Genomic DNA, 23,500 nt, shown 5'->3' with positions numbered 1-23,500 from the left:
AGCCGCGCCTGATGCGCGCGGCCGGGCGAGGGTCTAGCTTTCGCGGCAAGAGGTCGGCCGTCGTAGCGGCCGCGCCCGCGTGGAGTAGTCCGGACATGACAATCGACATCGACCGCCCCTATCCGGTGACGCCGGGCCAGGTCGCCGCCTTCCGGCGCGACGGCTTCATCCGCCTGAAGCATGTCTTCAACGCCGAGGAGCTGCGCCATTACGGCGAGGAGATCACGCGGCTCACCATTGCGCTCAACACCCAGACCGTGCCCCTCGAAGAGCGGTCGACATACGACAAGGCGTTCCTGCAGATCATGAACCTGTGGGAACAGGGCGGGCTTGCGCGCGAATTCGTCTTCGGCAAGCGGCTGGCGGGGATCGCCGCCGCGCTGCTCGAGATCGACGGCGTCCGGCTGTATCACGATCAGTCGCTCTACAAGGAGCCCGCCGGCGGCATCACCCCGGCGCATGCCGACCAATATTACTGGCCGGTCTCCAGCGATCGCACGGTCACCGCCTGGGTTCCGCTGCAGGCGGTGCCGCAGGACATGGGGCCCCTCGCCTTCTTCGCCGGCAGCCAGACGGTCGAGTTCGGGCGCGATCTGGGCATTTCGGACGAAAGCGAGCGCGCGATCACCGAAGACATGCAGCGCCAGGGTTTCCCTATCGTCGACGCGCCGTTCGATCTCGGCGAGGTCAGCTTCCACCTCGGCTGGACCTTCCACCGCGCCGGCGCCAACCGCTCCGTCCGTCCGCGATCGGTGATGACGGTGATCTACATGGATCGCGACATGCGGCTGAAGGCGCCGACCAACGAGATGCAGCAGGCCGATTGGGAGCGCTGGTGCCCTGGCGCGGAAGTGGGCGCGATCATCGACACCCCCAAAAACCCCGTCCTCTACGAGCGCGGCGCGTGAACGCCGGCGCCGTGCACGGTCCGGCGGCAATCGCCAACGGCGCGGGCGGCTTCGTGATCGACACGATCGAGGTTGCCGCACCGATGCCGGGCGAGGTGCGGGTTCGGCTGGCGGCCGCGGGGCTTTGCCATACCGACTATGCCTCGCTCAAATGGCCGGGCCCGCTGGTGATGGGGCATGAGGGCGCCGGGCATATCGAGGCGGTCGGCGAAGGCGTGACGCATCTGACGCGCGGCATGGCGGTGCTGCTCAACTGGGCGATTCCGTGCGGGGCGTGCCCGCAATGCGGGCGCGGAGAGGATTCGCTGTGCGATCGCACGCACGAAACCGATCCGGCGCGCTTCGGCACCAGCCGCGTACATCGCGGCGCAACGCGCTGGCAGGGCGCGGCGATCGATCGCTCCTTCCATCTGGGGACCTTCGCGAAATACACGCTCGTTCGCGCGGAGGCGGTGACGCCGCTTCCCGGCTGGTTTCCTCCGGAACAGGCGTGCGTGCTCGGCTGCGCGGTGATGACCGGGATCGGCTCCGCGATCAACGTCGCTAGGGTCGCGCCCGGAGATAGCGTCGCGGTGATCGGCTGCGGCGGCGTCGGCCTCAACGTGGTGCGCGGCGCGGCGATCGCGGGCGCCGGCCGGATCATCGCGATCGATCGAAACCGGCAGGGCCTCGATCGCGCCGCGAGCATGGGCGCCACCGACCTGCTGCTTGTCGACGACGCGGACGATGGCGGCGCGGCGCTCACCGAACGCGTGCGCGCGCTGACCGATCGTCAGGGCGTCGATCACGCGTTCGAGGCGACCGGCGTCGCCGCGCTCGCCTTTCTGCCGCTGCGGCTCGCGCGCAACGGCGGCAATGCGCTGCAGGTCAGCGGCGCGCACGGACAGGTCGAAGTGGCAATGACCGATTTGTTCTGGAACAAGCGCTACGTCACGCCGCTCTACGGCGGATGCGTTCCCGCGCGGGACTTTCCCCGCCTGTTCGACTGGGTCGAGCAGGGCGAGATCGATTTGGGCGCGCTGATCTCCCGCGAATATTCCCTGGACTGCCTCGACGATGCCATTGGCGACATGCTCGCCGGCCGCACCGCCAAGGGCGTCATCCGGATCGGCTGATGGCGGGCTTTCGCACCATCGAGCTGTCGGACCCCGGGATCTCGGCGGAAGGCCTGCGCTTCGTCACGGTCAAGAGCGCGGCGCTCGGCGCGCGCGCCGATCTCTGCATCTGGGTCGCGCCGGGTGCGGAGCCGGGAAGCGCCGCGCCGCTGATCGTCCTGATGCACGGCGTCTATGGCTCGCATTGGGCGTGGGCGCTCAAGGGCGGCGCGCATCTCTGCGCTGCGCGGCTGGTGGCCGAAGGCGCGCTGCCGCCGGTGGTGCTCGCCATGCCGTCAGACGGATTGTGGGGCGATGGATCGGGCTATGTCCCGCACCAGGATCGCGATTTCGAACGCTGGATCATCGACGAGGTGCCGCTGGCCGCCGCCGAGGCGACGCACGTCTGCGATCCGCGATCGCCGCTGCTGCTCGCCGGGCTCAGCATGGGCGGTTTCGCGGCGCTCCGCCTCGCGGGGAAATATCCCGGCCGGATAACCGCCGCCGCCGCGCATTCGGCCGTGACCCGCGCGGCAGCACTCGACCCGCTGATCGCCGAGAGCCGCGAGCACTGGAGCATGCGGCCAGAGGATGTCAGCGTCGAGGTGGCGCTGACCGCCGCGCCGAAGCCCCTCCCGCCGCTGCGCTTCGATTGCGGCCGCGACGACCCCTTCCTGCCAGACAATCGCGCGCTGCACCTGGCGCTCGACCACGCCGGGATTCCGCACCGCTACCGCGAGGCCGAGGGCGGGCACGATTGGACCTATTGGTCGCGCGAGATCGAACGGACGCTCCGCTTCTTCGGACGCGTGCTCGCCGATACCACAGAAGGAAAACAGGGAGAGGATCGATGAAGACGATGCGGATGCTGCTACTGGGCGCCTGTCTCGCGGCGCTCACGCCCGCCGCCCACGCCGCGCCGGCCGTCCAGGCCCAACGCGCCCAAACCGGCTCGGAGGTGTTCTATCACATCTTCATGCGCAGCTTTCGCGATTCGGACGGGGATCGCGACGGCGACCTCAGGGGGTTGACCGAAAAGCTCGATTACCTCGTCTCGCTGGGCGTCACCTCGATCCTCTTGACCCCGCTCCAGCCCTCGCCCTTCTACCATAATTATTTCGCCACCGATTTCCGCGCGATCGATCCCGATTTCGGCACGATGGAGGAGTATTTCGCCTTCGTCCGCGCGGCGCATAAGCGCGGCCTCAAGGTCTATCTCGACCAGGAGATCCAATATGTCGCCGAGGGGCATCCCTGGCTGACCGAGGCGCGCGGCAATCCGCGGCACCCGCAGAGCGAGTTCGTGCTGTGGAACCGCCCCGGCAACCAGGAGCCCGAGCCGTTCCTCAAGCTGCCCGCATGGCCCAGCTATGACGGCAGCTATATCGGCATCGCGATGATCGACATGCGCAAGCCGGCCGTGAAGCGCTATTTCCGCGATCTGCTGCTGTTCTGGCTCGATCCGCACGGCGACGGATCGCTGCGCGACGGCGTCGACGGCTTCCGCATCGATCATATGATGGACGATCTCGACCATAAGGGACGGCTCACCAATCTCTTCGCCGATTTCTGGGCGCCGATCTTCGCCGCGGTGCGCGCGCGCAATCCGAAGGTGCGGCTCCTCGCCGAGCAGGCCGATTGGGGCTATGGCGAAGACTGGCTGAAGCGCGGCGATGCCGATCTCGCCTTCGCCTTTCCGCTGCGCGGCGCGATCACCAAGTTCGACAAGCGCGAGATCATCGCCGCGCTTCGCGAAACCAGGGCGCGCACGCCCGCCGGCAAGGGGCAGATCATATTCGTCGAGAACCATGACACGGACCGTTTCGCGACGCTCGCCGAATCCGATCCGGCGCGGCTGCGCGTCGGCGCCGCGCTCAACATCCTGCTCAGCGGCGAACCGCTGATCTACTATGGCCAGGAACTGGGGATGCGCGGCCGCACGCGCACCGGCGGGCTGTCGGACGCGGCGCACATCCCGCTGCGCGAGGCGTTCCGCTGGCGGCGCGATCTGGAGGCGGAGGGGTCGGCGATCTGGTACAAGAGCGGCCGTCCGGGCTGGACCCAACGCTACAACCGCAGCGGCGACGGCGTATCGCTCGAGGCGCAGGAGGACGATCCCGCCTCGCTCTTCAACTGGTACCGCACGCTCCTGAAGCTCCGCGCGGAGCGGCCGGAAATCCGGACGGGCGAGCAGCAAATCCTGTGCGACGACGCCGGGCCCTTGCTGTGCATCCTGCGCCAGGAAGGAGACAGCCGGACGCTGATCGTCGCGAACCTGGGCGAGGCTCCGGCCGAGGTGGCGTCCGGCCTGAAGGGCGCGGTGCAGGCGCCGCTATACGACCTGATAACCCCGTCCGATCGGCCGGCCGACATGACGGCCATCCTGCAGCCCATGGAAGTCCGCATCCTCGGCTCGAAATAACCGGCTCATCGGGCGCTTCGTGGCCCGCATCAGATCGTCACCGCCCATCCCGGCTCGTAATCGACCGCCCACAGCTTCATCGCCTCGGCGTCCTGCGGGCGGCCGGTCGCGGGATCGATCCGCAGCTCCTTGCCGGTGCGATAGGCGATGTTGCCGAGATGGCAGAGCGTCGTGCTGACATGCCCGTCGCGCACCGGCGAGGCCTGCCGCGTGGCGGTGCCGCGCACCGTATCGGCGAAGTTGGCGAAATGCCGGAAGTCGAGATCGCCTGCTCCCACCGTGTTGGTCGTGGCGCTCTTCGCCGCTGCTTCCACCTTGGCGATCTGCTTGCCGGCCAGGTCGAACATCTCATAACCGTTGCGGTCGACCACCGCGCTGCCCTTGGTGCCGTAGACCAGCACGCCGCGATCGCGGCCGTATCGCCGCTGCGCGTTGCAGCTATGGCCGTCCCAGCGGATCAGGCGCTTGTCGGGATATATCAGCTCCAGATTGAGCGTGTCGTACATCTCCCAATCGTCGCCGCGGTGGAATTGCCGCGATCCGCGCGCCGAGACCTGCTCGGGAAAGCCGACATCCATGATCAGCCGCGCGATATCGAGCTCGTGCAACGCATTGTTGGTCGTCTCGCCAGTCCCGTACCGCCAGAACCAGTGCCAGTTATAATGGACCAGGTTGGTGCGATACCGCCCGCGCGGACGCGGCCCTTGCCACAGATCCCAGTCGAGATGCGCCGGCGGCGCGGCGTATTCGCCCTTGCCGATCGATCCGCGATTGTTCGCATACCAGGTGTCCGCCTGATAGATGTCGCCCAATCCGCCTTCGCGGACGATGCCGACCAGTTCCTGCGTTTCTCGGCTCGATCGCTGCTGGTTGCCCATCTGCAATACGCGCCCGCTATCCTGCTGCACCGCGATCAGCGCCTCGCCCTCCGCCGGGGCCAGGCTCAGCGGCTTTTCGACATAGACGTGCTTGCCCGCCTTCAGCGCGTCGATCGACGCCTTGACGTGCCAATGGTCGGGCGTGGTGACGACGAGCGCATCGATATCCTTTCGGTCGAGCGCGCGGCGATAGTCGCGGTCGAGGGCAGGCGCCCGCCCGCCATCCGCAACGGCCTCGCCGGCGCGCTTCTTCAACACCGTCGAATCGACGTCGATCAGCCGGGAAAGCTCGTTGTTGGGCGTGCCTGCCACCGCCTTCATCAATGCCGATCCGCGCCCGTTCAGACCCATGACGGCAACGTGCAACCGGTCGTTCGCGCCCAGAATTCGCGCATAGCTCATCGCCGGCGCCGACAGCGCCGCCGCCGCCACGCCTCCACCGATCAGGGTGCGCCGGTCGATCATGCGCCCTCTCCCTTCGCGGCCGCCGGAAGCGGGCGGATCTTGATGTTGCGGAACGACACCAAATTGCCGTGGTCCTGCAGCAGGATCGGGCCGCTCGGCCATTCGCCGAAGGATGGCCATTTGGCGTATTTGCTTTGCGCCACCAGCGCGCGGAATTCGGGCGAACCGCGCTCATATTCCACCACCTTCACGCCGTTCAGCCAATGCTCGACATGGCGGCCGTCGACCAGGATGCGCGCGGTGTTCCACTCGCCGATCGGCCGAACCGGCTTCGGCTCGCCCGGATTCTCCAGGTTGCGCGCCGGGATCAAATCATAGAGCGAGCCGACGGTGCGGTTGCCGTCGCGGCCCATCTTGGCGTCGGGGTGGCGCTCGTCGTCCAGGATCTGGAACTCCAGGCCGATCGCCGATCCCTCGCCCTTCAGCAGGTCCGGATCGACGAAATATTTGATCCCGCTGTTGGCGCCGGGGGTGATGCGGAAATCGATCAGCAGCTCGAAGTTGGAGAATTCCTCGGTCGTGATGATGTCGCCGCCGTTGCGCGATTCGGCGCCGTCGGACGCCAGCACGCTGAACACGCCGTCATCGATTTCCCAGCCCTGTGCCGGAAAGCCGTCACCCTTCGCCGCCTTCCAGCCGGCGGTCGTCTCGCCGTCCCACAACAGCCGCCACCCCTGCGCACGCTCCTCCGAGCTAAGCGTGTTTTCCACGTCCATCGATTCGTCTGCGACATTCTCGGACGCGTCCTCCGGGGAATGGCTGGCCGGCGGGGCGCACGCGAGCAGCGCAAGGCAGACCGGCAGGATGGTTGTCCTTGTGAACGGTGTCATATCACTCTCCCGATATGCGAGGCTGCGAAAGAATGTGGCTCGGCCAGAACGGTGCGTCCAATGCGCCAGCTATTTATCGTATATATCGCCTATATGACTGGAGGCGGTGCTGGCAAGCGGGAGGCGATCCGATGCATCGGCCGCGATTTGATGGCGACGAACAAAGAAATCGCTTTCCTACATCGAAGCGATGATATATGTTCCATTTTTGTTCTTTTAACCGTCGAAAGCTCCGACCGTGCGTGGGCCGCGAACATGCAGTCACGCATGTGGAACGGCCAAAGGTAAAACGCAGCGCGAAAAACCGTTACCTTATCGCGCGAAAATGCAGTTTTCTGCGGGAGTCCGAGGGGACTCGGCCTAGGGTTTGCGGATGACGCTGACCATGTCGGTCCGATCGTTCCATGACTGAACATACTGAACTTCGCGTCGTGCGGAATGAGATCATTCCTGAGGTGCGACGGCGACGAGATCGGCAACCGCCGCTCCCCGCTTTCCGGCTGCTCGCGACCGGCCTGCCGTCGTGTCGATCGCCGTCTGCTTCTCCAGCTCGGCATTCACTTCAGCGCCAATGCACAACAGATAGGCGAGGAGATACAGCCACAACAGGAACACGACGATGGCGCCGAGCGCGCCGTAGGTGGCGTTGTAGCTGCCGAAATGGGCGACATAGGTGCTGAAACCGGCGGTGAGGATCAGGCCGCCGATGGTCATCAGCAGCGATCCGGGCGTGATCCAGACCCATTTGGCGCGCGCGCGATCGGGCGCGTAGCGATAGGTCACCGCCACGAGGAACGATAACGCCGCGCCCGCCAGCAGCCAGATGACGCCGCGCGCGGTCCAGATGACGGCCTCGTGCCAACCCGACAGCAGCGCCTCCATCGCCACCAGCAGCGAGGACAGCAGGATGAGGCCGAGCCCGGCGACCACCAGGCCGGCCGTGAAGGCGAGGGTCACGACATTGAGCCAGAGGAAGGAGCGTGTCTCGCTCTCTTCATAGGCGATGTTCAACGCCATGATGATGCCCGACGAGGCGCGCATTCCGCCATAGAGCGAAGTGGCGAGCGCGAGCGCGAGCGCCCAGCCCTTGGTGGTCGATGCGGTGGCGACCAGATCCTGCAGCTGGCGCGAGACGATCGACGCGGCGTCGGCCGGCATCAGCTCGAACAGGTCGCGCACCAGGCTGGCGATCGACGCGGGGTCGGCGGCGAGGCCGTAGATCAGCACCACCGAGCCGATCAGCGGGACGAACGACAGGAAGGCGAAGAACGCGACGCCGGCGGAGGCGAGCGATATGTTGTCGGTGCCCGTCTCCACCCAGACGCGCTTCAATATCTGCCACCACGCGGCGCGTGGCATCGCCCAAGGCGAATGCGCGTCGCGACCCGGCGCGCCGTCGTCGCGCGCCCTCACCATGGGGGCGACGTCCTCGGTCTGGGCGACGGGCGGAATCGGCTGGTCCATCGCCTACCAACGAAGGCCGTTGGAGGGGGTTCAATAGTCCTTGGAATATCGCAGGTTGACCGCGGTCCCGTTCGATCCGCCGGTCCGGCTGAGGATCGAAAGCGCTTCGCTCAGCGCGATCTCCAGCTGGGTCGCGGTGAAGCCCTTGGCGTCGGTGATGATCTCCACATAGATGTCGTTGGAGATATATTGCCCGGCGGCGACCGCCGTGCCGCGGCCGGTGGTCTCGTCCGCGCCCAGGATGCGCAGCCGGTCGATGCCCGCTGCGCCGCGCAGCTTGCCCAGCGGGTTGAGCCCGCCGCCCGAGCCGCGCAGGCTGTTGAGCGCCGCCGCCAGCTGGATCGCCTGGGTGGCCGAGAGCTCGGTCACCGAATTGCCGAACAGGATGCGGCTGAGCAGCTCGTCCTGCGGCAGGCCGGGCGAGCTGCTGAACGCGATCTGGGGATTTTGCGCACGACCCGTGATGTTGATGGTCACGTCCGTTCCCTGGATATCCGACGTCGCGGCGATCTGCAGCGACGGGTTGCTCACCTGCCCGCCCTCGAAGCGCACCACGCTCGAATCGTCGAGGTCGAAGCGACGTCCGGCGAAGCTGTAGGTGCCGCGCACCAGATCGACCGTTCCGGTGACGACCGGCGCCGCGGAGGTGCCGCCGACGCGCAGGTCCGCGCCCCATTCGCTCTCCAGGCCCATGCCCGAAACGTACAGACGCTCCTCGGCGATGATGCGCAGATCGAGGTTGAACAGCCCCGGCGGGCCGGCCGCCGCCGCCTGCTGTGCAGCCTGCGCGCGCGTCGTGCCCTTACGACGGACGCCCTCCAGCTCGGCGATCTCGGCGGCGCCCTGGCGGATGATCTCGTAGCGCACCTCGGGCAGGCGCAGCGTGCCGCGGACATACGCTCCTTCCGCATTGTTGGTGATCGCTATGTCGCCGGAAACGCGTGCGGAAACGGCGTCGCTCTCCGCCAGCTGGGCGTTGTTCAGCGTCGCGCGAACGTCGATGGGAAAGCCCGAATTGGCCGCGAAGCCGACGTTGCCGCGCGCGCTGACGGTGCCGTCGCCGGCGCGCCCGGTAAACTCGCTGATCTCCAGCCGGTCGTTGGTGAAGCGCCCGCTCAGCCGGATCTGGCTGATCCGCGTGCCGTATGTCTCGTTGTCGTAGGTCAGCGCGTTGGCGCGGATCACGCCCGTCGCGCGCGGCTGGCCGACCGTGCCGGACACATCGGCGGCGATGCCGATGGGGCCGGACAGCTGCTGATCGGGGATCGCGGCGAGGCTCCACAGCACGTCGGCCGGGCCGTTGTAGCGGATGCCGCCGGACAGGCCACCATTGGCGAGCTGGGTGGTCCACGCGCCGCCGCCAGCCGGCTGCAGCCGAATCCGCGCGCGGCCGATCGTCGCGCCGCCGCGTTTGATGAGCGCCGCCAAGGTGCCGCCTTCGGGGCGGAGCGAGCCTTGCGCGGTAATATCGACCGGCGTCGAGACGATCGCCGCGCCGGAGCGGGTGAAATTGTCGATCGACAGCCGCAGATCGGCACGCGGGAAGGCGACGCCGGACGCCTGGGCGAAATCGAGCGCTCCGGTCGCGCGCCCGCCGATGCCCGCGCCCGCCGCGAAGGCATTAAGTGCGGCGAGATCGAAGTTCCGGAAGCGCGCCTGCGCCTCCAGCCCGGCCCCATATCGCCCGGCGACTCGCACCTGGCCCTGCGGCGCGACGATGGTGACGGGCAGCAGCCGGTAGTTCGCCCCCTCGGCGCGGATGACGGCGGGCTGCGCGAGACGGAACGGCACGGTGCCGACCTGCCCCTGCGCCGCGACGCGGTACAGGCCAGGCGAAAGCTGCGCGTTGGCGGCGATGCGGAACGCGGCGCCCGAGCGCCCGCTCGCGACCAGCTGCGCGGTGCCGCGCCCGCCGCGATAATTGACCTTGGCGCGCGCGGTCTGGATCAGCAGCTCGCCCTGGCGGACGCCCGCCAGCTGGATGTCGGCGATCACCTCGGGCGTGTCGTAGAGCGTCGCGGTCGCCTCGATGATCGCGCGGTCGATCACCAGTCCCGCCTGCCCAGGAATGCGCGCGCCGTTGGCGCGGGCGGAGATCACCGCGCGCTGATACTGCCCGACCGCGGCCAGCGTCACCACCCCGTTGATGCCCGATCCATTGGCGGTCAGCCGTCCGGTGAACGGCCCCGCCGCCGCCTGGCGTACGGTCCCCGCGAAATCCACTCCGGCAAAGCGTGCGCGGTTTATGTCGATGGTCAGCGGGCCACGCCCGGTGCGCACCAGCACGTCCGCGTTGAACGGCCCGTAAGGCGATCCACCGGTCGCGGTGACGGCATAGCCCGCCGCGGTGCCGCGGATGACCGCCTCCACATCGTTCAGCTGCACGCCGACATTGGGCCGCGACGCACGCAGTCGAACCAGCGGCCGCTCGACCGTGCCGGATATGTCCACCGCCAGCGGCCCGTATTGATCGGAGCCGCCCCGCGCGGTGAAGGCGATGCGGCCGTCCGGCCGGTACGATCCGCGTCCGCCGCTCAGCCGGAATCGCGGCGCGTTGACGCGCAGATTCTCGATCACCGCGAGACCTTCCGGATCGTAGCGGATATTGCCCGCGATCACCGTGCGCCCGCCCAGGAATTCGGCCGCGCTCTCATTGTCGATGCGTACGGTGGTCACGCCGAAGCGTCCCTGCAGTCCGAACCCGCCCGATGGCGCGGTGACAAGGTCGATGTCGGTCGTCAGGTTGATGATGCCGACGCCCTCGATCCGGTAATCGTTGACCCTGCCCTTCAGCGCGCCGCGATAGATGCCGGTCGACAGGTCGGCGACGACGATCGCCGTCGCATCGATCTGTGGCGAACGAACGCGCAGATTGTCCGACAGGATGGTGTCGCCCTGCATGGCGAAGTCGCCGTCGATCGCAACGTTGGTCAGCAATCCTCCGGCGGCGGCGTTGAGCCCGGTAACGCGGGCGATCCGGGCGGAGACGGGAACGAGGATGCGGTCCGCATCCACCCTGCCGCGGCCTTCTGCGTAGAGGCCCTGCACCACAGTTTCGCCGAAGCCGATCGCCGCGGCGCGCACCTTGTAGTCCACCACCGGCGTCGCGAACGCGCCGTCGATCAGCAAGGAAGCGCGCACGTCGCGGCGGTTGAGGTTCTCGGCGATCGCGCCCGGCGTCAGCAGCCGCGCCTCGACCCGCATGTTCCCGAACCGGCTCTCGGCCAGATCGATCAGCCCGTCGGCGGTCACCGCCAGCGCCTGGGAGCGCAGCGAGAGCCGAGTGTCGGCGCGGCGCTCGGCCAACGTCGCCGTAAGGTTCAGAAACAGCTCGGGCGCGGTCAGTCGCTCGACCGGCCCTTGCATGATCAGGCCGGGCCGCAACAGCCCCCGCACGTCGAAGGTGCCGTTCCGCGCCGTCAAGTCCAGCCCGGCGAGCGGTTGGCCGCCCAGCCGGGCATCGAGCTTGCCCTGCCAGTTCGCCCAGCTGCCCTTGCCGCCGATCGTCGCCTCGAGCGGTTGGGTCAGCCCGGCCATGCCCGCCACGATGCCGCCGGTCGGCGCCGCCAGCCGCGCGTCGATCACCAGCCTATTATCCTCGGGCACCGCGTCGAGCACCAGCGCCAGCCGGTCGCCCGTGCCTATCGCGGCGGCGTTGGCCGTCACTTGCGCGCGGCCGTCGGCGATCGCCGCCTTGCCGTCGATCGTCATCACCCGCCGCTTGCCCGTTACCGGCGCGCCCAGCACCAGCCGGTCGACCTTCAGCCGGCCGATATCGATGTCCAGATCGGGCAGCAGCGGCGCGGTGGGATCGCTCGGCGTCTCCTTCAATTCTGGAAGCCGGCCGAGCGTGAACAGCGGCGTCGTCGCCGAACGTACATCGACATGGTTGCTGATGAAGGCGAAGGGACGCCAATCGAGGTCGATCCGCGGCGAGTAGGCGAACACGCCCTTCGGATCGCTCAGCCTGAGCTCGTAAATGGTCAGCTTGCCGTAAAGTGATCCATCGAGTTGTCCGAGGTTGATCTTCAACCCCGACGCCAGCTCGTATCCGTCGAGGTGGCTGACCAGGAACCGGCGGCCCGGCGCAGTGTTGAGCGCGAACACCGCCAGCACCGCGAGCAGTACCAGCGATACGACCACGATGCCCGCCCATTTCGCGATCCGCCAGCCCGGGGGGGGCTTGTCGCGAATGGCCGGGGGCTCCCCCTCGTCCATCAGAAGGCCTGCCCGATGGAGATATAGACCGCGATCAGCGATTCCCCCTCGCGTCGGCCGATCGGCGTGGCGACGTCGAAGCGCAGCGGGCCGAAATTGGTGTAGTATCGCCCGCCGATGCCCGCGCCAAAGCGCAGATCGCTGAAGCTGGGCGTGCTCGATTCATACGCTTGGCCGACATCGACGAACGGCACGATGCCGAAATTGCCGAAGCGATAGCGCGCCTCGATCGCGCCTTCGAACAGGCTGCGCCCGCCGATCGGGCGGGTAATGGTCGCGGGATCCTCCTCCTCGGGATCGGTCGGGTCGAAGTCGGGATTCGGCTCGATTACGCGCGGACCCAATTGCTGATAGCCGAAGCCGCGCACCGATCCCCCGCCGCCCGCATACAGCCGCCGCGACGGTGCGATCGAGTCCCGCGGTGCGCCGATGATGCTGCCGAAGCGGAGCCGCCCGGCGATCACCAGGCTGTCACCGACCGGATGATAGGCGCTGCCCTCGATCAGCCCGCGGGCATATTGGTTGTTCGCACCCTCGCTCTGGGAAATCTCGGGGCTCAATCGCGCCAGCGCGCGGAATCCCTCGGTTGGATCGAGCAGGCTGTCGCTGCTGTCGAAGCCCAGCTGGCCATTCACCCCGGCGATGAAGAAATTCTGCCGCGCTCGTTCGCCCAGCGCCGGATCGTAATCGGTCGTTTCGCGCGTTGCCAGCGCCTCGAAGCCGTATGCCCAGGTCCAGCGCTTCTGCCAGATCGGCGTCGAATCGAGGCTGATACGACCGTTAATCCCGGCCGTTAGAGCCTCATACGCATCGTAATCTTGTCGGTTGGCGGCAAGCGACAGCAGCACCGTCCGGTCGCGCCGCCCGGCGTTGGATCGGCGGAAGGTGCCGGTCAGCCCCTGCTCTTGCGTACCCGCGACGCCGGTGACGATCAGCGCGCCCTCGGGCGGGAACAGGTTCTTGTGCGTCCAGCTGCCGTCGATGCGGAAGCCCTGGCCGGTCGAATAGCCAGCGGTCGCCGCCAGCCGCCGCGCCGGCCCGGCATTCTGGGTCACCAGCAGGTTGACATATTCGGTACCGTCGGGGGCGATCTCGCCGGTCCGCTGCGGCTCGATTGCGACTGAATCGAACAGCCCGGTCGCGACCATCGCTTCGCGCAGATCATCGACCTTGCGGTTGTCGTACAGTTCGCCGCGCTCGAAGCGCGACAGCATGCCGACATGCTCGGCGTCAAACGCCAGCGTTCCGGTCGTGGAATAGCCGCCGAAGGACGACCGAGGACCCGGATCGACCGGCAGCGTGTAATCGCCGGTATGATCGGCATCGTCGAGCACGATATCGCGCGCGCCGACCTCGACGAACGGGTAGCCTCGCTGCGGCAGCTGCAGGCTGATCCCCGCCTCCGCCCCCTCGATCGCCGCCGCAACGATCGGATCGCCGGTCTTCAACGCCAATATCTCGCGCGGCATCCCAGGCGGTACCGTATCCGGTCCCTCGATAGCGATACTGCCCAGCGCATAACGTTGTCCGGGTGAAGCGCTGATCGTCGCTGTGGCGCGGCCGGGCTGACCCTGCACCGGTTCGACCAGCGAGGTCACGACCGCGTCATAATAGCCTTCAGACCTGAGAATGCGCAGCGCCAGAGCCTCGTCCTCGCGCGCTCGCGCGGCGATCACCGCTCCGTTGGCGCCCTCGCCATCGCCATCCTCGAGCGCGGAGAGCGCGCGGAACCGGTCCTCCAGCCCGACCGCGTCCATGCCCTCGACCGCCAACGTGTAGCGGACCGCGGGCGCTGGCGTCGCCTTTTCCTCCGCAATGGCCTGCGGCGGCTCGACATCGAAAGTCGCAAGCGGCGGCAACGGTTGGGTCAGCGCCGGATCAGGAGCGGTAGTCACAAGGGCCGGCGGCGTTTGGACTGGCGCTTCGGCTTGCTGTTCGGGCGGAAGCGCATCGATATCGTCGATAGGGTCGAGCGGCTGAGACAGCTCGGCGTCGATCGGCGGCAGCGCTTCCTCGAATTGCGAGTCCGAAATGATCTGATTGGTTTCAGGCGGCGTTTGGGGTGCAGATTCGCGCGCTTGCTCGACCGGGTCCGGCCCACGTTGCGGCGTGGCCGCGAGCACAAGCTGCGGCAGGCAGACCGTGACGAGGAGCAGCGGAAATTTCATTGCACCTGAGAACTGTCAATAAGTTCAACTACATCTACAGGCGCGCCTAGGTCGATCCTGTCCGGTTGGCAACTGGATGCTTTGGAGGAGCGAGGTTGCCAAGCGCTTGCCGGGACCAAGGATTTCGGCCGGGCCGGCCCCGAGGATCGCCACCCGGCTCCAGGTTGGCGCCCACACGATGACCAAGTCCAGACGACATCAGGGTTCATCGCGTCCATTTGCCATAAACAGATGATCGGCTGGTTGGCTCCAAGCCGGCGATAATCCTCTCGATCAGCGTTGGATGTGCGCCAAAACATGCGCGTGTACGATGGATCGCGGCTCCCGGAGCCAACTATTGTGGAAGCTGAGCGACATTCGGATCAACCATGTCCTGAACCTTGGTCGCGTACGGCCATGCACCTCGATGGGACGCGCCGATGTACGCCGTTCCATCACTCCGCCCGGGATGAACTCGAGCGCACGGCGCCCGTCATCCCGCCGAGGCGATAACGGGCATGGCCAAGCCGGCGCCGGCGAGTTCACGTTCCGCCTGGGTGAAGCCGTAAGCCGGCACGATTTCACCTGTTCGATCGGTCGCGTCGCTCCAACGCGCAATCAATTCCTCGCCCGCCGCCTCGACCTGGCCGATATGGAGGCCATCGGTCAGTGTGACGTTGGCTGTCGCAAAATGCCCGGCGCCGGCGCACAAGATCGTCCGCGTCGGGGCGTTGTCGCTCACCAGAGCGAGCAGCCCGGGACTGACATGTGCTGGGTCGAGCGCGGCGAGGCTGGCCTGTGAGAGCACGCCCTCGGTCATCTGCGTCGCAGCGGTGGGCGCAAGGCAGTTGACGCGGATGCCGTATCTCTCGCCTTCGATCGCCAACGTTTGCATCAGGCCCACCAGCGCCATCTTCGCCGCGCCATAATTTGCCTGGCCGAAATTGCCGTAAAGGCCGGAAGACGACGTGGTCATCACGATACGGCCGTGGCGCTGGACGCGCATGATTTCCCACACCGCTTTACTGCAAATCGCGGCGCCCATCAGATGGACATCGACGACCAGTCGGAAATCGTCGAGACTCATTTTCGCGAAGCTCTTGTCGCGCAGGATACCAGCATTGTTGACGAGGATATCGATACGTCCCCAGGCATCCATCGCCGCCGCCACAACCGCCCCGATGGCCTGTTCGTCGGTTACCGAGCCGATGAGCGCGAGCGCCTCGCCGCCACGTTCCACAATCTCGGCAGCCACGCGTTTCGCTGCTTCCGCGGCTAGATCGTTCACGACCACTCGGACGCCCTTATCGGCCAAGTATAGCGCATGTGCACGGCCCAGCCCGCCACCGGCGCCCGTGACGATTGCAACGCGTCCTTCAAGCGACGGCATCTGATCCTCCTGAACTTTGATAACTATGTCATGAGTGAATGATAAGCACGGATGAAGGCCGACCCGCAGTACCGCTAGTCTTGCCGTTCATTGCCACAGATCTGGCGGAAGCCGGCCGCCATGAACGAGGCCATACGCGCCTTGACCGCGGCGAAATCGTCCGATCTGCAAACGCCGCTCGACAGCTTGTCGATGCGGCCAGTGCGCGCAAGCGTGACCATCAGCGCGCCCGTGACGAAGTGATAGCCCCAGAAGATGTTCTCCTCGGAACAGTCGGGCAGCGCCTTTTTGAGCAGTTCGATCAGCCGCAGGACGACGGGATCGAAATGCGTGTCCATCAGTTCCGCCCCCCATTCGGGCGTGTTCGAGACAAGCGCGCCGAGCGCGCCATAATTCTTCCAGCCCTCGCCTCCTTCAATGTACAGGTCGAGGTCAGTGTCCAGGAACGCATGGAGCGCGCCCTCCAGCGTAGGCTTTCCGCCGGTCGCCGCGTCATACTCGTCGAGCGCGCGAAGCCGGCGCTCGCTGGTCACCACTGCGCGGCGAGCGAACACGGTATCGAACAGCTTCTTCTTGTCGTCGAAATAATAGTTGAGCAGCGTGTGATGCACCCCGACGCGCTTGGCGACGTCCTTGAGCGTCACACCGTGAAGCCCGTGCTTCGAGAAGAGATACTCCGCCACGTCGAGGATCTGCTCCATCGTGTCGGCGCGCTGCTCGGCCTTGGTGGTGCGTCGCTGCGATCTCGCTTTCTCCGGCACTAGGCTGTCATTCCCCTGCTGGGTGGATACCGCCGGACAAAAGTCGGCCCGGTCACTCCGCGTCTCAAGCGCTTCCATATTGTGCCCGCAAGCGAATCTTGTCGATCTTCCCCGTAGGCGCGAGCGGCATGGTCTCGAGCCGTACCACCGCATCTGGAATCCACCACGGCGCCACCCGCCCGCGCAGCGGCTCCAGCAGCGCTTCGTCGCTGATCGCTTCGTCGCGCATCTCGACAAGCAGGACGGGCCGCTCGCCCCATTTGGGATCGGCGCGTCCGATCACCGCGGCGAGCGACACCTGGGGCAGCGCGCCCACCACCGCCTCTATCTCCGCTGGATTGATCCACTCGCCGCCAGACTTGATAAGGTCCTTGGCCCGTCCGGTGATGACCAGGTTCCCGTCGCTGTCGATCCGCGCGAGATCGCCGGTCGAGAACCAGCCTTCAGCATCGACCGCCGGCTCCGTTTGCCCGAAATAGCGCTCGATCACCGCGGCACCGCGCACGCGCAGATGCCCTTCGGCTTCGCGCTGTTCGGGCAACGGATTACCGTCGGCGTCGGTGATCGACAGATCCACGCCGATCGCCGGCCGGCCCGAGACCGCGGCGGAGCGCGCCGGGTCATAGGGTAGCGCAACCGTGCCCGATGGCGACAGCTCGGTCATGCCCCAGCTCGTCTGGACGGTGACGCCGAGGCGCTTCTCGATCCGCTCCATCAGCGCGGGGGCGAGCGGCGATCCGCCGACGATGATTCGTTCGAGGCTGGGCAGTGCCGCGCCGGTCGTCTCGAGATGCTCGACCAGTCCCAGCCAGACGGTCGGCACCGCGACGCCTATGGTCACGTCCGCCGCGGCGATCAGGCGGGCAAGACTCGCCCCGTCGGCATGGCGACCGGGAAGTACCAGCCTGCCGCCCGCGGCGGGCAGCGCGAACGGCAGCCCCCAGGCATTGGCGTGAAACATCGGCACAACGACCAGCACGCTGTCGGTCGCGCGGATCGCCATCACATCGGCCTGCAAGCAGCGCAGCGTGTGGAGAAAGCTCGAACGGTGGGTATAGGTCACGCCCTTGGGGGCGCCGGTCGTGCCCGATGTGAAGCAGAGCCCACACGGCGCAGTCTCCTCAAAGCCGCCCCAGGTGACCCCGCCGGAAGCGCTCGCGATCAGAGGTTCGAGTGCGGTCACCTTGCACCGGTCCGACACGAAGGAAGGATCGGCCAGTCCGTCGATCACCAGGATACGCTCGATACCCATTGCGCGCGCGGCGACGTCGCACGCAAGCGGCAGCAGGTCGGCGCTCGCGACGAGCAGCCGCGCCTCGGATTGCACCACCATCGCGGCGATCTGCGCAGCCGTCAGCCGCGGGTTCAGCGTGTGACAAACCGAGCCCATCCCCATGATCGCGTACCAAGCCTCGACATGCGCCTGGCTGTTCCACGCGAGCGTGGCGACACGGTCGCCCTGGCGCACGCCGAATCCCGCCAGCAGCGCCGACACGGCGAGCGCGCGAAGCTTGAGATCGGCATAGCCGATCCGGTCGATCGCGCCGCCGTCGCGGGCGGTCACGACTTCCGCTTGCGGATGCCATTTGGCGGCGTGGTGCAGGAACTTGTCCAGCGTCAGCGGATAATCCTGCATGCTTCCGTCGATCATCGGCAGCCCGTCGCCTGGCGCAAGACCGGCGACGCGACGCCGGTGTTCCAGTTCCAAGGCTGGTCGCCCGTGGCGCGGCGACGGCAGACCGCCGCTTCGTGCAGCGCGAACATGCCGGGCATCAGCCGCGTGCCTGGCTTGGGTTTCCCCGCAAAGCCCATGTAGTTCGCCGCCTCGCCATAGGGCTTCCATTCCGGCCGTCCGGTCGCCGCCGGCGCACCGGTACGGGCAAAGGCGGTCCAGTAGTCGATCATCGCCTCGGACAGGCGACGATCGACGACCCCGTCGGGGATCTTCGGCCAATAGGCCGGCGTCTTTCCCGCGGTTCCAAAAACATAAGGGATCTCTGCGGCGTGAAAGGCGTGCAGCCCGTTATCGTCTGCGGCGGGATAGCCGTGATCGAAGAGATAGAGATAGCCGGGCTGCCCGATTGCGGTCTGGCCGATCGCAAGCCGGGCGGAAGTCCAGCCATAGAGCGCGTCACGGGTGGCCGCGAGCATCGATTCCGCGACATCGCTCGACGGGTACAGCCGCAGGAAATGCTCCGCGAGATCGCCGTAGCGCACGCGGATCGCCTCCTCATAGGCGGCGGCGCTCGCCGGCGCTGGGGGCAGCAGGACGCGGAGGGAGCGGATTTCGCCCGAATTGAACCCGGCGAGCACCGGCACCGGCGCCTGCTCGCCGCGGTCCCAGGTCTCGACCAGCTGGTGCGGCAGCACCTTCCCGTCGATCGTGCCCCAGGGACCATAGCCCTTTGCTGCGGCATTCTCGGTGAGCGTCTCGGCATCCATTGCACGCAGCCTGGCGATGTTCGCAGCGCCAAGCGCGCCCATCATCTGCATTCCCGCCGCTTCGGCCGAGGGAAGACCGTGCCGGCCCTGTTTCAGCTCGGGCGTGGCGATCATATAGGCGCTCTGCGCGATCGCCTTGTCGAACAGCCCGCGCGCGCGGGGCGAGGCCATCAGATACATGACGCTCAGCGCGCCCGCGGACTCGCCCGCGACGGTCACGTTTTCGGGGTCGCCGCCGAACGCCGCGATGTTGCGCTCGATCCAGCGCAGCGCCGCGATCTGGTCGAGCAGGCCGTAATTCCCCGAAATACCCTCGGCGGACTCCGCGCTCAACTCGGGATGGGCGAGATAGCCGAGGATGCCGAGCCGGTAGTTGATCGAGACGACGATCACACCGCCCCGCTCCGTCAACCGGGCGCCGTCGTACATGTCCTCATGGCTGTAGCCCGCGGCCAAGGCCCCGCCGTGGATCCAGACGAACACCGGGAGCTTCTTGGCTTCCTTCGGCGCCCAGATATTGAGCGTCAGACAGTCTTCGCTGACCTTGTCGGGCGGATTGGTGTAAATGCCCGCATTGCGCCCGCGAGGCTGGACGCAGGCGGGGCCGAATGCGGTCGCCTTGCGCACCCCCTGCCATGCCGGCATGTCCGCGGGCGGCTTCCAGCGCATCGCCCCTGTAGGCGGCAGGGCGTAAGGGATGCCCTTGAACACGCGGACATCGCCCTGGCGGACTCCCTCCACCGACCCGGCGGGCGCGGCGACAACCGGCGCCTGCGCCAGCGCGGGTACCGCCGGCATCCACGCGACCAGTGCGGCGAACAGGAGCCTCCTCATGCCCGGGCCTCCGCCCTCACCTGCTCGCGGCGCAGCAGCCGCGCCAGCCGCAGAAACAACGCTATCGCGACCAGGTAGAAGGGCGCCAGCGTGTACAGCGCGGATTGCAGGCTCTGCGTGTCGCCCTGCGCCATGAACCAGTCGCTCGCCAAGCCGACCCAGGTCGGGCCGAGACCGAGCCCGATGAAGTTCATCACCAGCAGCAGCAATGCGCCCGACAGCACGCGCTGGTTGGGCTTCACTTCCTCCTGCACCAGCGCCACCGACGCCGACAGGTAGAAATAGTTGAACACCATCACCACCGCGAGCAGGGCGAGCGCGAGCGGCCACCCCGGCGCCCAGACGAACCCAATGTAGAAGGGCATGGCGATTGCGAGCGACATCGCCGGCGCGACCGCATAGCCGGCGCGCGACCGGCGCGTCATCCGGTCGATCACGCGCCCCGAAACGACCATGCCGCCACCCATGCCGAGCGCCAGGACGAGCGCGTACCACACCGCGACGTCGCCCAGTTCCATACCCTTTTCGCGCATCAGGAACAGCACGGCGAAATTGCCGAGGCCATAGGTGACGAACTGGGTCGCGGCGCTCCCCAGCGCCGCGAGCATCAGCACCGGATGCGACAGGAACATGCCGACCGTCGGCCAGAAGCGCGCCTTCTCGGCCGCCCCGGCATCCCGCACGATGTCAGTTCCGCCACGCTCCGGTTCGCGAACCGTGAGCCAGACGAGCACGGCGGTGACGACGCCGACCGCGCCGATGATGATGAACGGCATGCGCCAGCCGAACCGTTCAGCGACCGCGGCGCCGAATGCGACGCCGATCGCAGCGCCGATCGCCGGGCCCAGGTTGAAGATGCCCAACGCCGCCGCGCGCTTGCCGGGCGGATAGGTATCGGTGATGATCGCATAGGATGGCGGCACGCCGCCCGCTTCGCCGAAGCCCACGGTCATCCGGGCCACCACGAGCTGCCCATAGGTCGCCGCCATGCCGCATGCGACCGTCGCACCGCTCCAGATCGCGCAGGCGAGCGAGAGCACGCCCACGCGGCTGGTACGGTCGGCCAGCCACCCCACCGGGATCGCGATGAAGCAGTAGAACATCGCGAAATAGAGACCCCCGATAAGCCCCAGCTGGCCGTCGGTGATGTCGAGCGAGTCCTGGATCGGCTTGGCGAGGATGCCGATCAGCTGCCGATCAAGGAAATTGAGGACATATACGAAGGTGAGCGCGGCCAGGACGAAGCCGGAGCGTCGGGTTGGCGTCGTCACGCGCATCGAAACATCGGGCGTCGCCGACATGGCGTCAGATCCCATAGCCGAGGCGGACGCCCACGGTGCGCGGGCGAAGCGTTCCGAAGCGGCTGACCAGGAACGCCTCGGGGTGGATGTAGACCACCGAGTGATCGTCGAAGAGATTCTCGACATAAAGCTGCGCCGACAGATCGCCGCGCTCGATGCCCAGGCTCAGGTTCAAGTTCACATATTCGTCGGTTTCGCCGAAGGTCGACAGCCGCACGCCAGGCCGGCCCGGCGTGTTGGGAAACGAGCTGTTGTACGAGCCGACATATTGCGCGTTGACCGCCAGCGTTCCCCGCGCGAGGTCGCCGAGATCGAAGCCGTAGGACATATAGGTCGCGCCCTGAAGCCGCGGCGCAGACAGCCGGTGGCCGAGCACGGCGCCCGAGATCGCCGCCTCTTCGGCCGACAGCTTCGTGATCTTGGAATCGTTGTAGGCGGCGTTCAAACCGATGAACACGTCGGTCGCGGGGATCAGCCCCATCTCGACTTCGAAGCCCTTGCTTCGCGCCGCGCCGATGTTGGTCGCGAACTGCACCGAATCCGAGACTCGATTGGCCTGCGCCTGGATGTTGCTCCAGTCGATCAGGTAGATCGCGGCGTTCATCGTCACGCGCCCGTCGAGCCAGCGCGCCTTCGCGCCGACCTCGTAGCTCTTGAGGTCATCCGACTCCGCGCCATAGGGGATGATGATGTCGTTCTCATCCACGAGGCTCGGCCGACCGGCGAAGGCGTTGACGATCGGGGCGCGGAAACCGGTCGCGAAGGTGGCGTAGGTGGTGATCGTCTCGTTCGGCTTGAAGCTGGCGCTCGCCTTCCAGGACGGCTTCGATCCCGTCGCCTTGACCCCTTCGACTGCCTCATAGGCGGTGAAGGTATCGAAGTTCACCGGAAGGCCCAGCAACGCATAATCGTAATAGTTGAAGCCGAAAGCGGTCGCGAGATAGCCGCCTGCCTCGGTGAAGCCCTGCGCGGAGGTGCGCCCATAGCGCATGCCACCGGTCAGCCAGAACCTCTCCGAGAAGCGATAGGTCAGTTCCCCGAAACCGGCGAGCTCCTCGCTGATCTGATGCGTGTACTGCTTCTGGAAATACTGATCGGGCAGCCCGGTCAGTCCGCGCTCCGCAAGGAATTCGGGGCTGGAGCGATAGAAATAATCGACGTCGCGCCGGCGGTTGAGGTAAAAGCCGCCAACCACGAACTGGAACGGTCCGTCCAACGTGGAGGACAGACGCGTCTCCTGCACGAACACCTTATCGTACGCGTCTGCGTCGAGCCCGAACGCTATAGGCGCGCCGGGGAACGAACCGGGCGCAAAGGTGCCGGCCAGATCGACATAGAAGCGCTGGTCGAAATCCGAATAGGTGGACGAGCTGGTGAGCTTTGCGAAGTCGAACTCGTAATCGACCGTAGCGTTGAAGATGGTCTGCTTACCGGTAAAGCGGTCCGGTTGGTCCGAAACACGCTTCTCGCGACCCAGCGACGGGCTGGTGAGCGACGAATCCTTGGGGTCGCTGTCTTCGTAGGACCCGAGCAAGCGGACCGACAGCCGGTCGGTGGGGCGCCACAAGATGATCGCGCGGCCGCCCCAATCAATCAGCGTGTTCGAGTTGTGGACGCCCGTCCCGACGTTATCGAGATAGCCTTCCTCGTCCCGGTAGAAGCCGACCGCGCGGATCGCGAGCTTGTCGGTCACGACGGGGACGTTGACCATCAGATTATAACGCTGGCGCAAGCTGTCCGAGCCGGTGAGACCGAGGTCGACCAGGGCCGAGACATCGAAATCATTGAGGTCCGGACTTTTGGTCAGGATGCGCATCGCGCCCGAAAGCGAGCCGGAGCCGAACAGCGTGCCTTGCGGGCCGCGCAGGAACTCGACGCGCTCGACATCGAACAGATTCGGATCGACGACCGTGGTGTTGCCGATGGTCGAGACCGGAAGCTCATCGATGTAGACGGCGACCGAGCTCTGCAGATTGGCGTTGTAGCCGTTGGTCGCGATGCCGCGCGACGTGAAATTGTTGAAGTTCTGCGTCGGCCGGTTGAGCACGACGCCGGGCGTCTCGCGCGCGATGCCCTCGAAGCCGACGATCCCCTTCTCGGTCAGCTCTTCCTGCTGAAACGCGCTGATGCTGATGGGGACGTCCTGGATGCGCTCCTCACGCCGGGTGGCCGTGACGATGATGTCCCGCTCACCATCGGCTTGCGGCGCTGCGTTCTCGGCGCGGGAGCCGGAATCCTGGGCCTCCGCGGATGTCGGGACAATGAAAAGCGCGACTGCGCAGGTGGAAGCAAAAAGCCATGCCCTCATCTGACCTCTCCTTGTCGCTTCGATCGTGCGTCGAGCTG

At 66.7% G+C, this 23,500-nt stretch carries 15 protein-coding genes; 4 read left to right on the top strand and 11 right to left on the bottom strand.

Annotated elements, in window-relative coordinates; translation table 11 throughout:
• The first annotated feature begins 95 nt into the window (after window positions 1-95).
• From D1610_RS04090 to D1610_RS04075, 4 genes are read left to right on the top strand one after another with little or no spacing between them, the layout of a single operon-like run.
• A complete protein-coding gene (locus D1610_RS04090) occupies window positions 96-908 on the top strand; it encodes a phytanoyl-CoA dioxygenase family protein (protein WP_118862800.1) in 813 nt (270 codons plus the stop codon).
• Window positions 905-2,023, top strand: coding sequence for an alcohol dehydrogenase catalytic domain-containing protein (locus tag D1610_RS04085; protein ID WP_222926924.1), 1,119 nt, complete (start codon window positions 905-907; stop codon window positions 2,021-2,023). Before D1610_RS04090 ends, D1610_RS04085 begins: the two co-directional genes overlap by 4 nt.
• Window positions 2,023-2,856 (top strand): alpha/beta hydrolase, encoded by an 834-nt coding sequence (locus D1610_RS04080; protein ID WP_118862799.1) that lies wholly within the window; start codon window positions 2,023-2,025, stop codon window positions 2,854-2,856. The genes D1610_RS04085 and D1610_RS04080 overlap by 1 nt, the downstream gene beginning before the upstream one ends.
• On the top strand, window positions 2,853-4,424 hold the full coding sequence (locus tag D1610_RS04075; protein ID WP_118862798.1) for an alpha-amylase family glycosyl hydrolase: 1,572 nt from the start codon (window positions 2,853-2,855) through the stop codon (window positions 4,422-4,424). Before D1610_RS04080 ends, D1610_RS04075 begins: the two co-directional genes overlap by 4 nt.
• Before the next feature lie 29 nt (window positions 4,425-4,453).
• Here D1610_RS04075 and D1610_RS04070 read toward each other — a convergent pair whose 3' ends face one another.
• The 11 genes from D1610_RS04070 to D1610_RS04020 all read right to left on the bottom strand — a co-directional run bounded on the left by D1610_RS04070 (window position 4,454) and on the right by D1610_RS04020 (window position 23,462).
• Window positions 4,454-5,767 (bottom strand): Gfo/Idh/MocA family protein, encoded by a 1,314-nt coding sequence (locus D1610_RS04070; protein ID WP_118862797.1) that lies wholly within the window; start codon window positions 5,765-5,767, stop codon window positions 4,454-4,456.
• Window positions 5,764-6,597 carry a 3-keto-disaccharide hydrolase gene (locus D1610_RS04065; RefSeq protein WP_118862796.1) on the bottom strand — a complete coding sequence of 278 codons (834 nt, stop codon included), beginning with the start codon at window positions 6,595-6,597 and terminating at the stop codon, window positions 5,764-5,766. The genes D1610_RS04070 and D1610_RS04065 overlap by 4 nt, the downstream gene beginning before the upstream one ends.
• Window positions 6,598-7,041: 444 nt before the next feature.
• A complete protein-coding gene (locus tag D1610_RS04060; RefSeq protein ID WP_118862795.1) occupies window positions 7,042-8,061 on the bottom strand; it encodes a YihY/virulence factor BrkB family protein in 1,020 nt (339 codons plus the stop codon).
• 30 nt (window positions 8,062-8,091) lie between these two features.
• Window positions 8,092-12,204: a translocation/assembly module TamB domain-containing protein gene (locus D1610_RS04055; RefSeq protein ID WP_245941970.1), complete on the bottom strand. Its 4,113-nt coding sequence runs from the start codon at window positions 12,202-12,204 to the stop codon at window positions 8,092-8,094.
• Window positions 12,205-12,278: 74 nt separating this feature from the next.
• The gene (locus D1610_RS04050; RefSeq protein ID WP_118862793.1) at window positions 12,279-14,447 is read right to left on the bottom strand and encodes a BamA/TamA family outer membrane protein; all 2,169 of its coding nucleotides are present in this window, start codon (window positions 14,445-14,447) and stop codon (window positions 12,279-12,281) included.
• A 472-nt stretch (window positions 14,448-14,919) separates the two neighbouring features.
• Window positions 14,920-15,816 carry an SDR family NAD(P)-dependent oxidoreductase gene (locus D1610_RS04045; protein WP_118862792.1) on the bottom strand — a complete coding sequence of 299 codons (897 nt, stop codon included), beginning with the start codon at window positions 15,814-15,816 and terminating at the stop codon, window positions 14,920-14,922.
• 74 nt (window positions 15,817-15,890) lie between these two features.
• Entirely contained in the window at window positions 15,891-16,577 is a 687-nt protein-coding gene (locus D1610_RS04040) for a TetR/AcrR family transcriptional regulator (RefSeq protein ID WP_425453197.1), read from the bottom strand.
• A 64-nt stretch (window positions 16,578-16,641) separates the two neighbouring features.
• On the bottom strand, window positions 16,642-18,228 hold the full coding sequence (locus D1610_RS04035) for an AMP-binding protein (protein WP_118862790.1): 1,587 nt from the start codon (window positions 18,226-18,228) through the stop codon (window positions 16,642-16,644).
• Complete coding sequence (locus tag D1610_RS04030) at window positions 18,225-19,853, bottom strand: carboxylesterase/lipase family protein (protein WP_118862789.1); 1,629 nt, start codon at window positions 19,851-19,853, stop codon at window positions 18,225-18,227. The genes D1610_RS04035 and D1610_RS04030 overlap by 4 nt, the downstream gene beginning before the upstream one ends.
• Window positions 19,850-21,154: a spinster family MFS transporter gene (locus tag D1610_RS04025; RefSeq protein ID WP_118862990.1), complete on the bottom strand. Its 1,305-nt coding sequence runs from the start codon at window positions 21,152-21,154 to the stop codon at window positions 19,850-19,852. Before D1610_RS04025 ends, D1610_RS04030 begins: the two co-directional genes overlap by 4 nt.
• A gap of 4 nt (window positions 21,155-21,158) precedes the next feature.
• The gene (locus D1610_RS04020; RefSeq protein WP_118862788.1) at window positions 21,159-23,462 is read right to left on the bottom strand and encodes a TonB-dependent receptor; all 2,304 of its coding nucleotides are present in this window, start codon (window positions 23,460-23,462) and stop codon (window positions 21,159-21,161) included.
• Window positions 23,463-23,500: the final 38 nt, after the last annotated feature.

It is taken from the genome of Sphingomonas gilva, from assembly GCF_003515075.1.
Taxonomy (GTDB): domain Bacteria; phylum Pseudomonadota; class Alphaproteobacteria; order Sphingomonadales; family Sphingomonadaceae; genus Sphingomonas; species Sphingomonas gilva.
Note: the sequence above shows the minus strand (reverse complement) of the source record. Positions and strands in the feature narration are given on the sequence as shown.